Source organism: Sphingobium sp. Leaf26 (assembly GCF_001421665.1).
GTDB lineage: Bacteria > Pseudomonadota > Alphaproteobacteria > Sphingomonadales > Sphingomonadaceae > Sphingobium.
The window spans coordinates 515,962-527,842 of sequence record NZ_LMKV01000001.1; the positions used below are offsets into that span (position 1 = coordinate 515,962).

Here is an 11,881-nt window from a genome sequence, read left to right on the forward strand (position 1 = left end):
ATGTCGGACGAGCCAACGACGGCGCAATGGCTGGTGGGCGGCGGCGGGCTGGTGGGCATTGGGGCCGGTGCACGCTGGCTTATCGAATGGTGGGGGAAACGGGATGAACGCCGGCAGGCGCGGGAGGAGCGCTTGATCGCGCGCGAATCGGCACAGGTGCAGGATCTCAACTCGCGCATTGATCAGCTGGAAGACAAGCTGACCAAACTTACCGTCGCAGTGAATATCCTGGTCGCGAAGGAGTTCCGCTCAGACCCGAGCAGCCCCGAACTGATGCAGGTCCAGGCGATCCTGGGCGATGCCTTTCCGCTCCATCTCCATGTCCCGCAGGACATGCACGACACGTTAGGGAGAATGTGATGAGACAGCCCATTTTCAACGCGATCAAGGCGGCGCGCGGCGGTGCGTCGTTCACCGATGCGGAGGTCGGCCGGGTCGATGCCCTGCTGGACAGCCTGAGCGTCCCCCCCAATGGGAAGCGCCTGACCAAGCCGGAAGCTTTCTGGGCAGGCCTGCGCAAGGTGACGGGCGCGCTGGATGCGACGCAGGTCGATATCGTCGATCGTTTGCTGGCGGCGGCCGGCGACTGGCGCACGGGGTGGATGGCCTATGCGCTCGCCACCGCCTGGCACGAGGCGCGCCTGAAGCCGATCGAAGAATGGGGCAAAGGTAAGGGCAAGGCCTATGGCGCCGTCAATTCGACGGGCAAGGCGCCCTATGGCCGTGGCCTTGTGCAGCTGACATGGCACAATAATTACCAGCGCGCCGACGACGAGCTGGAGCTGGGTGGCAAGCTGGCGGCCGATTATGATATCGCCCTGTATCCCGATATCGCCGTGAAGATCATGGTGCGCGGCATGGCCAAGGGCTGGTTCACCGGCAAGTCGCTCGGCACCTATATGGGCGGCGAGACGGGCACCAAGGCGCAGTTCGTCCAGAGCCGGCGCATCATCAACGGCACCGACAAGGCCGACCTGATCGCGGGTTACGCCCTGACGATTCAGGATGCGCTCGTAGCGGGAGGGTGGAAATGACCGACCGCAACCCTCTCATCGCGTTCGGCCTGCTGCTGTTCGCCATCTGCTACCTCGCTACGGTCGCGGCCTGGCTTGCCGCGCAGGGGAAATATGCAGAGGCTCTGGGCTTCGGCGGGATCACGACGGGCCTCGTGGGCGTGCTCGGCACCTTTCGCCCCAAGAGTTCCGTGACGATCGACCAGCCGGCGAACAAGCCTGTGCCGGTGGAAGAGCAGCCATGAGGCTCCGACGCATCCGCTTCAAGGACGGCCGGGCGCCGATCGAGGTTCTGCACACGCCACAGGACTTCGATTTCGGCGATAAGGCGGAGAGCCTGCGCGGCGCGCTGATGGGGTGTGCCAAGGCGGTGGTCGGTTTCGACCGGTCGGACGCGGCGCTCGACGGCTTCATCGTGCTGGGCTTCTTCGACAACGGCACCCGCTCCCTTGGGTTTCGAATGCCGGCCCGTATCCCCCGCGAGCTGCTGCCCGCCTATGTGGCCGAGATCCTGCGGACGGACGTCATCACTGAGAAGGAGGCTACGACCGTGTTCGACCAGCGCTTCGAGTGGGTGGAATGATTCGCCTCCTCCCCCTCGCCTTCATCCTGCTCACCGGCTGCGCGCACAATCTCGCCACCTGCGACAACGCCCGCGCGGCTGCTCAGGCGGCGACGATGGTCATGGCGCGGATTTGTCCGATGCAGGTGCGTTAGCGTCGATGCCGGGCAGCCGGACGCGGCCGATCTCGGTGCATTTGAGGGTGTCGCCGTCGATCGGAGCGCGCTCAGGTTGTGGCGTCCAGATGGAGAGCAGGAGGATGGGGAGGATCAAGGCAGGCGCTCTTTCGTGTCGGAGAAGTTGCGCTCTGCGGCGCGCGCCTCTGCACCGTTCGCAAAAACGACGGTATCAGTGCAATGAATTTCGCGACGCATCCTGGTGTCGTTCCCCATGTGGATGAAATGCGGCAAACCCCAGACCTTCACCGCCGACCAGTATTCGTCGCCACGGAAGCCGACGAAATGGATGGCTGGCTGCGCCATATCACCCCTCCCCCAAATTGCGGATGGCGGCGGCGCAGACTTCGTAGGCCATCTGGACACCTATACGGGCATCGGTGACTTCCCCATCTTTGGCTATGAGCGCTGCCACATATGCGGCCTTGTCATCCGCCACCTCCGCGCACCTATCCCGCTCATCCTTGCGCGTCTCGGCCTCGAATCGGGCTAGGAGTTGCACGGTCGGATGATCGTCAGCCAGATAGGAGGCGCATTCGATTTTCGCCGCGATCATGCTGGCCGTGATCGACACGGCGATAGGGTCAGTCATCGGCCGAAACCTGCGTACCTGTGGGATGCCTGCATGGCCCGGTATCGCTTCTCCCGACGAAGTGATGCCGCCTCTTGCTTTGGTGTCAGTGGCGCTTTCATCTGATCGTATTCATCCTCATTGAGCAGGATAGCCGCGTCTGGAACGTCAACCGGGAACGGATCAGGACAACCAATGGTGTAGGCCATACGCCCCCCTCTCTTGCCGGTAACCGCGACGGGTTCGTAATTGCCGTCGCCGATGCGCGCCCAATAGAATTTAGCCCCGCTCATTCGCCCGAACCTCCCTTCTGGAGGGCTTGGCGATAGGCTGGCGCTATGTCTTTGCCGTCACCATCGACACGCGGCACCATCATCCAGTCTTTGGCGCGCTCATCATCTGACATGAACGAAAACGGCGACATTTCGCCATCGTCATCTTGCGTTAGCACGCCATTATGCAAAATCATGATCGGGCTGCACCAATGCGGACGGCGCAATGCGCAATCGACGGCCAACAGGTTGGCGAAAGCCTGCTTCCACGTCAGGCCAGATAGCAGCACCGGGGCGATCTGCGGCATAATATCGCTCACGCCTTCCCCTCCCCGCTCTGGAGGGCACAGGTGCACGGATCGGCGTGGGCTTCTGGCAGTTCGCCGCCCTCATCATCATAGCAGACGCGCGATGCGAACCGCTCCAGTGCATTGCCTAGCGCATTGATTATTGCCGCATCTTCGGGCGCGGCTCCGTCCATAATCTCCCACGCTTCCCGGCCCGCCACTACAAGGGTCACGACGTCGGATGGCAGAGCCTTCTCCGCTGGCTCCTCGGAGACAGGGAGTGCGCCAATAGCAGCATCCGCCATTCGGTAGATTCTCTCTCGATGCTCATCTGCATCATGATCTTCCGTCAGCGCGCCGGGACATGTTCCGCTGTCGCACCCGTCGCCGTCGAAGCCGGGGCACTGCTCGTAAATATCAACCCCCAGCACCGTCGCTATCGCCTTCGCGACGGCCTCGCGTGTTGTGTCGTCGGTCATCTCATCACTCCCTTCCCTCAATGTCATATGTCCCTCGCTGGTTTGATGCCAAGGTCGAGCCGGCGCGCCAGCATCTCGCTCTCGCGCCGCTCAGGCAGGGCCAGCTGCCAATATTCCACGCGCAAGCCGATCTCGTTCACCTCGCGCAGCTTCGCGTCCTCGGCCGGCGTCCATGGTGGTGATGGCGGCCGGGCCTTGCGGCGGCGTTTCACTCTCCAGCCCTCCAGAGGATCGGCTTCTGATCGCGCGGAATACGATGCTTGCCGCGCGCCATGGGGTGCGTCGGCGCGCCGCTCTTCGTCCTCCCCCAGCACCACAGGTCGGGATACGGCTCTACGCCCTCGTGGATCTCCTGAATGACATGCTCGATCCACATGTCATCCCATGCGATGTTGCCCCAGCAGACGAAAACCTGATCGGCCGCCTTTGCCACCTTGCCGACGTGCGTCTGGTTGTCGAACATGCGGTCGCGCGCGAACCAGTCGTCAGTCAGATGCCAATCCGCCCGCTTGCGGCACTCGGCCGGGCTCGACGTGCAGAACGGGTAGAGGTTGACCGCCCGGTACCCGCCGAAGCCGAACAGCTGGAACCATGCGTTCCACCAAAGCGACGTCGGATCATCCTGCAAGGCGTTCGCCGTCGAAGGGTTGCAGCCGATGACACAGGCGATCGGCCCCGGACCCCAGCGGCGGCTCAGCTCAATGCGCTCCTCGCCGACGAACACTGCGTCGCGCAGCATCGTCTCGTGGCCGAATAGGTCCAGAGGATAGGGCGAATTCATGCGACCTTCTCCGTCGGCCGCGGCAACGGGATAGGCAATGCCTGCCCGCTCGCCAGATTAACGAAGGCACCGGCGTGGCCGATCGAACCGCGACCCAGCAGGTCGAACAGCAGCGCCAGCGCCTGGCTCGCCACGACGCGGTTCACGAACAGAGATTGCTTCTCCAGCGCCTCCGCAACCGAGCAGCTGGGCGCGTCATCTTCGCCGACCGTCTCGTCCAATAATTCCGGGAAATATTCCAGCACGGTCGGCAGGCGATCCCCATGCTTGCCCCACCAAGGCTTCGGGCATCCTATGAGGAACTGCCCGTCCGTCGCTCGGTTGCCGAGGTCCATCCAATAGGAGGGCGGCTGGAGATTATGGAATTCCGGCTCGCACGCGGCGATCGCGGCGCCGATCGCCCGGCGCGCCGCCGCCGTGTCGACGCAGGTGATGATGACATCCATCCCTGTAACACCGATATCGTCCGGCGCACGGCCGTGGACAGCCTTCCACGCCAGCCCATGGGCGAGGTTGATACGCTCGGTCAGCGTGTGCGCCTTCGAGTTGCCGAGGTCGCAGCGGTAGAAGGGCTGGCGGCCGAGGTTCGCCTCACTCACCGTGTCGTCGTCCACGACGGTAACGTTCAGCGAGCGCGGCGATATCGCCCGGAGCGCCGTGTCGAGGGAGGCCAGCCCCATCAGCATCTGCGCGCCGTTGCCGCCGCACCCGACCAGCATGACATTGATCGCGCGATCGCCCAGCGCTGGCCGGAGGAAATGGCGGTGGGGCGTGTCAGGCTGCATGATGATCTCCCTGGAACGGGCTGCGCGGAATCGGCAGGAACATGCCGGCGGCACACAGGCGCGATGCCATGTCCTCGTGGCCGGACTGATCGAGGTGGCCGAACACGAGCGAGATTTTCGTCGCGTGCGCGTCGTCGGCATTGTCCGTCGCGCTGAAGAACGCGGGGCCGGTACCATGGCTATGGATATCGCACACGATGTGCCAGTCGGCCGGCAGCACCGGCGTGCGGTAGACCAGCCGAGATGGTGTCGCCTCATCAATCTCTGGAAATTCGACCGCGAACGCGCGCGTCTTCTCGTTCCACGTCACGAACGCGGCGGCCTCGTTGGGCAGCGCGGCGCGCAAATGGCGTAAGACCACCTCCAGGAAGACGTGCGGGATCAGGCCGCACCGCAGCTCCGCCCGTTCCTGATCGCCCTTGCCATAGGGAAGATAGCCGGACGGCGGCGGCGTCAGATAGGTATCCAGCGCCAGCCACGGCCGGCGCAGGATCAGCATCACGCCCGCCTGTCCGATCGCGAGGCCCTGCCCCACGCGCGCATCGCGCAGCGCATCGAGCGCGGGCGACCGGCCGGAAGGCGGTACCGGATAACATGGCACCTGCGCCAGCACGGCCGCGGCGGTGGCGTCGTCGGCGAGATCGATCATGCCTGCGCCCTTTCCGCGATGAGGGAGCCGAGCGTCACGGGCACCTTGCGCGGTCGCCCGCTCGGATCAAAAGGCTTCAGGCGTTTGACCGGGAAGCGCTGGGCCTTAGTCGCTGCTAGATCGTCCCATAGCTTTACCAGGCCTCCCTTGCCGGTGACGGTCGCCTCCTGCCCAAGGTTTGGATGGGTCGACCAGGATTCAAAGATTGCGCGCTCATATTCGGCAATGGAGGCTATGGTCAGCAGCTTAGGCCGGGGGATGTTCCCCCAACATAATAGGCCGGTCAGATAGACGTTCAGCACCGGGCTATGCAGCAACTGCGTCTCAGCGGTCGGCCGCTCGCTCGCCGGCAGGGCGTACACCCCGAAACCCTTGCGGCTGGCGACGAACAGATGAGCCGGATAAGGGACCGGCATGCTTGTGCGCTCCGTGAGTGCCTTCAATCCCTTAGGCGGCCTGGACAGCGCGAAATAGGCCAGCCGCACCTGCGCCGGCACCCACCAGACGAGCAGGTCAGGGTGCGCCACCAGCACATTGGCCGGCAGAATTTCAGGGACGGCAGCCTTGTCGAGGGCCTTCGCCCACTGCCGAAGGTGCGCGCGGGTTAGCGGCGCGCCGGCGGCGATCATCGGCCCGGTGTCGTGTTCGTGGACGTCGTGGATGCTCGCGAACGCCGCCCCGCCCAGCGCGAGCCCTTTCGTGTCCGGCTGATAGAGCAGGATGGCGGTGGTCAGCTTCATGCCGCCGGCCGTGGCTTCAAATTGCGTGGAGTGATTGGACATAAAGCCTCACGGATGAAAGGGGTGAGTGTCGATCAGGTCCTGCGCCGCAAGCAGCAGCTCGGCGCCGAGCTTCAGCGACGTGAACCAGCGATCGACCACGGCTGGATTTGGGAGTTGGTAAAGGCCAGCGATGTCGTAGAACCCGGTTTCCATGCAGGGCCGGGCCACGTCGTCTATCTCGCGCGCAAACACGTCGAATGGCACGATCGTCATGGGGGGCAACGTGCCGTAATCCATATATTCCGGGAAATAATCCAAGACGAAGTCGCTGTGGCAGCGCCACGCGCTATCGCCGAGCGGCACTGCATCCATCGCCTTGCGGGCTTTGCGGAGCCGTCGAATCCTCTTTGCCAACCCGTGCGGCAGACGCTTGAGCGGGTACGCATTCTCTGCCAGCATCCACGCGGGCCGCCGCGCCAGAACGCCCGATGGGAGCTGGTCGGCATCGATGTCGTCATCTTCCAGCCCGCGCCATTCCTTCATCGTCTGGATCGCGCCCTCGTCATCCAGCGATCCGTCCCAGTAATAGGCGGACAGTTCTTCCATCAGGTCCGCGAAGCCGATCATCGGCACCGCCGCGTTCAGCGACGATGCGAGCGCCTCATAGGCCGCTGCCTGCATGCCGACCGGGGCGACCTGCTCGAACAGAGCTACGCTCAACACGTTGGACTTCTCGATCCAGCCGAGATCCATCTGGCCGATGCTGTCGCAGAAGATGGTGATGGCCGGGGGAGAGCCTCCCTCCTCCCCATCAACCACCGCCACCCGGAGGTCGACAATCTTGATCGGGCTGAGGATATCCAGCACCTCTTCATTGAACAGCTTCTCTATGCGCTGGCGCGCCTCGCCCCGCGTGTAGAGCCGGGCATCCTGATCTCGCGCCGCCGCCCATGGTCCCATCATCTTATGATGCGGACCTAGCGGTCCATAAAACGCCGTCGATATGTCGATCGACAGCGTTACCGCCCGGCCGGGAAGATTAGCCGAGGGGGGCGAGGTGAAGGCCAGGGGGCGGCGCGATTGGCTCGCCGCGCCCTTCCTGCCCAACGAGGATTTGCGGGTGAAGGGCTGCGGCTTGCCGGCTGCATTTGGGGATGGAGGAATCGGTCTGGTCGCCATCGTCATGCTCGATCCATTCGAGGAGCGTCTTTCGGGGCGCGGCCGGGATCGCCGCGCCGGGGGGCGGAGGCACCCCTATCCCTTGGTGCCGACCGCGCGGCGGTACTCGGTGACGTGGACGTTGTTCGTCACGCCGGCATCCACGGTCTCGGCATTGAGGATCGCGGGGTAGAGGGTCGCATGATAGGCGCGCAGGCCGTGCGGATCGTCAGCGAGGTGCGGCGGGACCGGCAGGTCGATCCCGTCATAGCGATAGGCGCGGGTGAGATGATTGATTTGCATGGGTGCCTCCCGGCATTGGGGTTGAGACGGTTGAGCGATCAGTAGAGGCTGGCCGGTTCGCCCGGCTTGGGCTCGGCCGCCGGTTCGGGAGTGGCAGGCGGCGCGGCTGGCGGCGGCGCCTTCGCCGCGGCTGTCTCGGTCTTCTTCGGCTTGGCCGCCGTTTTCGCCGCCTCGGCCGCCGCGCGCTGCTCGGCCAGCTGGTCGCCCAACGCCTTGCGGATCCCGATCAACTGGCCGAGCGCGCCGTCGGTGCCCTTCGCCAACTCCTCGTCGATCTCGGCCGCCGTGGCAGTGATCGATATCGGCCGGACCTCTCCGCCTTCCGGGTCGTGCTTGGCGCCCGCGGCCTTGCGGGGAATGATGGTGAGCGTGACAGTGCCGTCCGGCCCGGCAACGAGGTCGAGGCCGAGCGAATAGCGGGACAGCAGCGGGAGCAGGCTGGTGATGAGCATGGGGATCAATCCTTGTCGGGGTGAGCGTGATGGACGCCGAGGCCTGCGCCGGCGGGCGGCGGGCTGTATTTGCCGTCAAGCGTCATCGCGCTCGGCAGGCGGCCGGCCCAGCTGAAGCCGGTGGCGTTCAGCATGCCGTCGATGATCTTGTCCATCTTCGCGTCGAGCAGCCTGGCAAAGGGCTTCGCGCCCATGTGATCGACGAGGCCGCATTCCTGCGCGATGAACTTCAACTCGTCCTTGTTGAAACACGACAGGAAGAAACGATCCACCTTCCAGGTGTCTCGCAACGTCGCTTCGAATGCGTTCGCAAACTCGGGGTCGCCCTCAACAGCTTTTATCAGTGCGGCGCGCCAAGCGGCCTCCCGCTGCATGTTGACGCGGCTGGCGATGCTTTCGGCAGTGACGGCAGGTTTCGACGGGGCGGGGGCGGTGGCTTCAACCTTCCCATCTGCCTGCGCGGGTGTCGTAGCCTTAACCGGCTTGCCGGCCGGCGATGGCGTAGCAGCGGGCGTCGGCGTGGCTGGCGGTGCCTGCTCGGCCGCAGGAGCGGCCTTTGCAGCATCGCCCTTCTTCGCGGGCTTGCTCGCCGCCTTGGCGACGAGGGCGGCCTCCGCTTCCGTCTTCAGCTGGAAGCATCCGGGGTTGGTGCAATAGCCGTCATCGACATGCGTGGCGAAGAGCGCGCGCTGCGAGGCGGAATTGAACGGACACGTCGTGCACTCCGCCTTGTCGAACTGAGCGCCGGCGAGGCTCTGCGTCACGCGCATCAGCAACTCGCGCGTCTTCGCCACGCTAAGGCTGTTGATGAGGATCGTCTCCAGCGCCGTTGCCTGCTTGTCGCCCGGCACCGCCGCCAGCAGCTCGGCATGGCCGACCTTAATCCGGCGTTCGTCCAGGGCGACCTTCACCGCCTCGGCGAGGTTGGCGAGGGCGAGGCGTCGATCGAGCTTCGACGGCGACCAGGCCAACCGGCGGGCCGCCTCGGCGCGATCGCCCTGGCAGGCGGCGAGGACGCGGACCGCCGCGTCGGCCTGCTCCGTCTCCGACGCATCCTCCCGGTTGTCGTTCTCGTCGATCGCCGCTTCCAGCGCCTCTTGGTCGGTCATCTCCCGGATGAGCACCGGGACGTCAGCGTCATGGCCGAGCGCCTCGGCCGCCGCCTTGTGGCGCCGTCCGCCAGCGACGATGCTGTATTCGCCTTCCGCGTCGGGGACCGGCCGAATCAGTAGCGGCTGGATGATGCCGCGAAGGCGGATGGACGCCACCAGCTCGTCGTGCGTCTTCTGGTCGAAGTAGCGACGCGGGTTATCCCCTTGCCTGATCCGGGCCAGCGACATGGTGGTTGCGAATTTCAGGACACTGTCGGTCATGCAATTTTCTCCCGGATATGCTGGGCAACCCGATGCAGCACGTCGGCCGGCAGGTTGAAGAAGGCGAGCTGGCCACGGCAGGGCACGAGCGGCAGCGGAAAGGCATCACGCAGGACGAAGCCATAGGGGCCGTAGAACCAGTTCGATTCCATCGCCTGGACGCAATCGACGATCCGGGCCATGCCGACCACGCCGCCGCGCGGCAGGTCCGCATGCACGGCGGCCGGCGGGTTGTCGTAGAACTGCTTGCCGGCGTGGATCATGATCCAGCCCCGACCGCGCGTCGCCCAGTCGCGGTTCTCGACGTCCTTGCCGTCGTGGAAGATGTGGTGCGGATAGGGCTGCTTGATCGACAGCGCCTTGAACTCGCCATGCTCGACGCGGACCGCGAGCTTTTCAAAGTCGATGGTCATGCAGCCTCCTCCATCGCGGCGTACAGCCGTGCGATGTTTGCCATCTGCTGGATGTACGTGCGGTCGATGTCGCGGGCGCATAGGTCGATGTGACGTCGCGCCGCACTGATCGGGAAAGGTTCGGTGTCGCGGAACTGGCGTGGCACTTCCGGGCCGTCGTAATGCTGCGCCGCCTCCGCCTTGGTGAAGATTCCGGCCTGCGCGATATCGAGCGTGTACCCACGACTTTCAGGGCGGTACCAGCATCTGCGCTTGTTCGACCATATGAGCCATGCCGTATCGCTATGGCGCTCCATCCGACCTTTGTAGGTAAGTTGGGGTTTGGCGGTGAGGCGGCCGGTCATGCCGACGCCTCCCCCTGGAGCTTCTCAAGGTCGGCCTTCCGCTGGTTCAGCCGCTCGACACGCTCGCGCAAATCGCGCTGCGCGTTCTCCACTGCTTCCGTCATCCACTCGATGCCGGCCTTTGCGCTGTCGATCGCCCAGACGCGGACTAGGCCGGCGTCCGGGGAGAACGTGTTTTCGTACTGCATGCAGCCGTCGTGCGTGACGTTGGGATAGCCCAGCTCTTCGCACTGCTTCTCGACGATATCGCCGCCCTCATATGTGAAGACGGACATGGAGCGCTCGAACACATCGGCCTGCGCCACCAGATCCGCCAGCTTGAACGGGTCGGCGTCCATTTCGTCCAGATAGCGACCGAGCGAACCGTCGTGCGGGGTGCCCCAGCGCCGGACGATCTCACCCCGATCGAGGCTGATGACGATGATGTTATGGATGTAGGGCGACCCTATGCAGATACCGGCGCTAGTAACCTGCACGAGATGCTCGATGCGATAGTGATCGCGGACGGCTTTCCAGCCCATTATGCGGCTCCCCGATCTGGCGTGATCGGGACGCCCAGGCGATGCAGATAGATCGACCCGTGGCCATGCTCGCGCGCGTGCCGCTCGATCGCCATGAACAGGGTATCGACGTTGCCGCCGCACCGCGCACTGATGGCCATGAGCTTCATCGGGAGGCTCGCGCCATCGGGACGGAACTGGGTGAGCCCGAAATCACCGGGCGCATATTCGACTTGCGCCACGACCGGCAGGCCGTGCTCCTCGCAGAGTTTTCCGATCTCCAAAAGTTTCGGCGCGATCAGTTCATCATAGATCTGCTCGCTCATGCCACGCCTCCCTCTGAAAGGATGACCACAGCACCGCGCTCGCACGGCTGTTCAACGGCGATCAGCGCACCCCGAAAGTTTGAACGAAACCCCCTATCTATTTGAGCAATATAGGGGTGGTTTTGCTTTCCGATCCTTGGAGGCGGGCGGAAAAAGCCGCTTCTTGGTAAAGCTTTGGTAAGCCATATGGTCTAGGGCATAAGCCCCATGACGGGGGAATTTTTCCAGATGGCGCTGATCGGCGCCTTGAGCGCGCTGCTGATTGCGGCGGCGATCACGGATTTGCGCTCCCGCATCATTTCCAACCGGTTGAACCTGGCCGTCGCGGCGCTGGCGCCCTTGTGGTGGCTGGCCTGCGGGCTGGACCTGTGGCCCGGCATGGCGGTGCAACTGCTGGTCGGCGCCATCGTCTTCATTCTGTTCGCCGCGCTCTTCGCGGCGGGGATGATGGGCGGCGGCGACGTCAAGCTGCTCGGCGCGCTGGCGCTGTGGTTTCCGTGGCAGGCCATATTGTCCCTGATCGTCCTGATGGCGGTGCTGGGCGGGCTGGTCACCATCGTCACGGTCATCCACCACCGGGTGCGGAAAAAGCCGGGACAACCCGAAATACCTTACGGTGTCGCCATCTCGATCTCAGCCCTTTGGTTGCTTGGCGAACGATATCTTAACCATTTTGCGTGATGAGTGGGGCACTGGGGGCAGTGCCACCATTTGA

The 11,881-nt window shown here is 64.4% G+C and carries 24 protein-coding genes; 6 read left to right on the top strand and 18 right to left on the bottom strand.

All coding sequences use genetic code 11. The annotated features are described in order from the left end of the window. The 5 genes from ASE85_RS02520 to ASE85_RS23300 are packed head-to-tail and all read left to right on the top strand — an operon-like array spanning position 1 to position 1,730. Entirely contained in the window at positions 1–360 is a 360-nt protein-coding gene (locus tag ASE85_RS02520; protein WP_056682922.1) for a hypothetical protein, read from the top strand. Then, positions 360–1,034 (top strand): hypothetical protein, encoded by a 675-nt coding sequence (locus tag ASE85_RS02525; protein ID WP_056682924.1) that lies wholly within the window; start codon positions 360–362, stop codon positions 1,032–1,034. Before ASE85_RS02520 ends, ASE85_RS02525 begins: the two co-directional genes overlap by 1 nt. Continuing rightward, positions 1,031–1,258, top strand: coding sequence for a hypothetical protein (locus ASE85_RS02530; RefSeq protein WP_056682927.1), 228 nt, complete (start codon positions 1,031–1,033; stop codon positions 1,256–1,258). The genes ASE85_RS02525 and ASE85_RS02530 overlap by 4 nt, the downstream gene beginning before the upstream one ends. Beyond that, a complete protein-coding gene (locus tag ASE85_RS02535) occupies positions 1,255–1,596 on the top strand; it encodes a hypothetical protein (RefSeq protein ID WP_056682931.1) in 342 nt (113 codons plus the stop codon). Before ASE85_RS02530 ends, ASE85_RS02535 begins: the two co-directional genes overlap by 4 nt. Beyond that, complete coding sequence (locus ASE85_RS23300; RefSeq protein ID WP_162237420.1) at positions 1,593–1,730, top strand: hypothetical protein; 138 nt, start codon at positions 1,593–1,595, stop codon at positions 1,728–1,730. The genes ASE85_RS02535 and ASE85_RS23300 overlap by 4 nt, the downstream gene beginning before the upstream one ends. 114 nt (positions 1,731–1,844) lie before the next feature. On the opposite strand, the gene ASE85_RS02540 is transcribed toward ASE85_RS23300, so the two are convergent. From ASE85_RS02540 to ASE85_RS02625, 18 genes are all read right to left on the bottom strand, one after another. Continuing rightward, positions 1,845–2,057 (bottom strand): hypothetical protein, encoded by a 213-nt coding sequence (locus ASE85_RS02540; protein ID WP_056682934.1) that lies wholly within the window; start codon positions 2,055–2,057, stop codon positions 1,845–1,847. A gap of 1 nt (position 2,058) precedes the next feature. Beyond that, complete coding sequence (locus tag ASE85_RS02545; RefSeq protein ID WP_056682936.1) at positions 2,059–2,343, bottom strand: hypothetical protein; 285 nt, start codon at positions 2,341–2,343, stop codon at positions 2,059–2,061. Beyond that, positions 2,340–2,615 (bottom strand): hypothetical protein, encoded by a 276-nt coding sequence (locus ASE85_RS02550; RefSeq protein WP_056682939.1) that lies wholly within the window; start codon positions 2,613–2,615, stop codon positions 2,340–2,342. The genes ASE85_RS02545 and ASE85_RS02550 overlap by 4 nt, the downstream gene beginning before the upstream one ends. Then, a complete protein-coding gene (locus ASE85_RS02555) occupies positions 2,612–2,902 on the bottom strand; it encodes a hypothetical protein (protein WP_056682942.1) in 291 nt (96 codons plus the stop codon). Before ASE85_RS02555 ends, ASE85_RS02550 begins: the two co-directional genes overlap by 4 nt. A gap of 8 nt (positions 2,903–2,910) precedes the next feature. Next, positions 2,911–3,360, bottom strand: a complete 450-nt coding sequence (locus ASE85_RS02560) for a hypothetical protein (RefSeq protein ID WP_156358160.1) — start codon at positions 3,358–3,360, stop codon at positions 2,911–2,913. Between the two features lie 23 nt (positions 3,361–3,383). Further along, complete coding sequence (locus ASE85_RS02565) at positions 3,384–3,572, bottom strand: hypothetical protein (RefSeq protein ID WP_056682948.1); 189 nt, start codon at positions 3,570–3,572, stop codon at positions 3,384–3,386. Then, the gene (locus ASE85_RS02570; RefSeq protein WP_056682952.1) at positions 3,569–4,141 is read right to left on the bottom strand and encodes a DUF1643 domain-containing protein; all 573 of its coding nucleotides are present in this window, start codon (positions 4,139–4,141) and stop codon (positions 3,569–3,571) included. Before ASE85_RS02570 ends, ASE85_RS02565 begins: the two co-directional genes overlap by 4 nt. After that, on the bottom strand, positions 4,138–4,926 hold the full coding sequence (locus ASE85_RS02575; protein ID WP_056682954.1) for a PRTRC system ThiF family protein: 789 nt from the start codon (positions 4,924–4,926) through the stop codon (positions 4,138–4,140). Before ASE85_RS02575 ends, ASE85_RS02570 begins: the two co-directional genes overlap by 4 nt. Continuing rightward, positions 4,916–5,575, bottom strand: coding sequence for a PRTRC system protein A (locus tag ASE85_RS02580; RefSeq protein ID WP_056682956.1), 660 nt, complete (start codon positions 5,573–5,575; stop codon positions 4,916–4,918). Before ASE85_RS02580 ends, ASE85_RS02575 begins: the two co-directional genes overlap by 11 nt. Beyond that, complete coding sequence (locus tag ASE85_RS02585) at positions 5,572–6,315, bottom strand: PRTRC system protein B (RefSeq protein WP_443018464.1); 744 nt, start codon at positions 6,313–6,315, stop codon at positions 5,572–5,574. The genes ASE85_RS02580 and ASE85_RS02585 overlap by 4 nt, the downstream gene beginning before the upstream one ends. A gap of 48 nt (positions 6,316–6,363) precedes the next feature. Continuing rightward, complete coding sequence (locus ASE85_RS02590) at positions 6,364–7,482, bottom strand: hypothetical protein (RefSeq protein ID WP_156358161.1); 1,119 nt, start codon at positions 7,480–7,482, stop codon at positions 6,364–6,366. A 69-nt stretch (positions 7,483–7,551) separates the two neighbouring features. Continuing rightward, a complete protein-coding gene (locus tag ASE85_RS02595; RefSeq protein ID WP_056682965.1) occupies positions 7,552–7,758 on the bottom strand; it encodes a PRTRC system protein C in 207 nt (68 codons plus the stop codon). A gap of 38 nt (positions 7,759–7,796) precedes the next feature. After that, positions 7,797–8,210, bottom strand: a complete 414-nt coding sequence (locus ASE85_RS02600) for a PRTRC system protein E (RefSeq protein WP_056682968.1) — start codon at positions 8,208–8,210, stop codon at positions 7,797–7,799. Positions 8,211–8,215: 5 nt separating this feature from the next. Continuing rightward, complete coding sequence (locus ASE85_RS02605; protein WP_056682970.1) at positions 8,216–9,583, bottom strand: PRTRC system ParB family protein; 1,368 nt, start codon at positions 9,581–9,583, stop codon at positions 8,216–8,218. Beyond that, the gene (locus ASE85_RS02610; protein ID WP_056682973.1) at positions 9,580–9,996 is read right to left on the bottom strand and encodes a hypothetical protein; all 417 of its coding nucleotides are present in this window, start codon (positions 9,994–9,996) and stop codon (positions 9,580–9,582) included. Before ASE85_RS02610 ends, ASE85_RS02605 begins: the two co-directional genes overlap by 4 nt. Further along, on the bottom strand, positions 9,993–10,340 hold the full coding sequence (locus ASE85_RS02615) for a hypothetical protein (RefSeq protein ID WP_056682977.1): 348 nt from the start codon (positions 10,338–10,340) through the stop codon (positions 9,993–9,995). Before ASE85_RS02615 ends, ASE85_RS02610 begins: the two co-directional genes overlap by 4 nt. After that, positions 10,337–10,861 carry a hypothetical protein gene (locus ASE85_RS02620; RefSeq protein ID WP_056682980.1) on the bottom strand — a complete coding sequence of 175 codons (525 nt, stop codon included), beginning with the start codon at positions 10,859–10,861 and terminating at the stop codon, positions 10,337–10,339. Before ASE85_RS02620 ends, ASE85_RS02615 begins: the two co-directional genes overlap by 4 nt. Beyond that, the gene (locus tag ASE85_RS02625; protein ID WP_056682984.1) at positions 10,861–11,166 is read right to left on the bottom strand and encodes a hypothetical protein; all 306 of its coding nucleotides are present in this window, start codon (positions 11,164–11,166) and stop codon (positions 10,861–10,863) included. Before ASE85_RS02625 ends, ASE85_RS02620 begins: the two co-directional genes overlap by 1 nt. A gap of 207 nt (positions 11,167–11,373) precedes the next feature. On the opposite strand from ASE85_RS02625, the gene ASE85_RS02630 reads away from it, so the two are divergent. Continuing rightward, entirely contained in the window at positions 11,374–11,847 is a 474-nt protein-coding gene (locus tag ASE85_RS02630; RefSeq protein ID WP_056682987.1) for an A24 family peptidase, read from the top strand. Positions 11,848–11,881 lie beyond the last annotated feature (34 nt).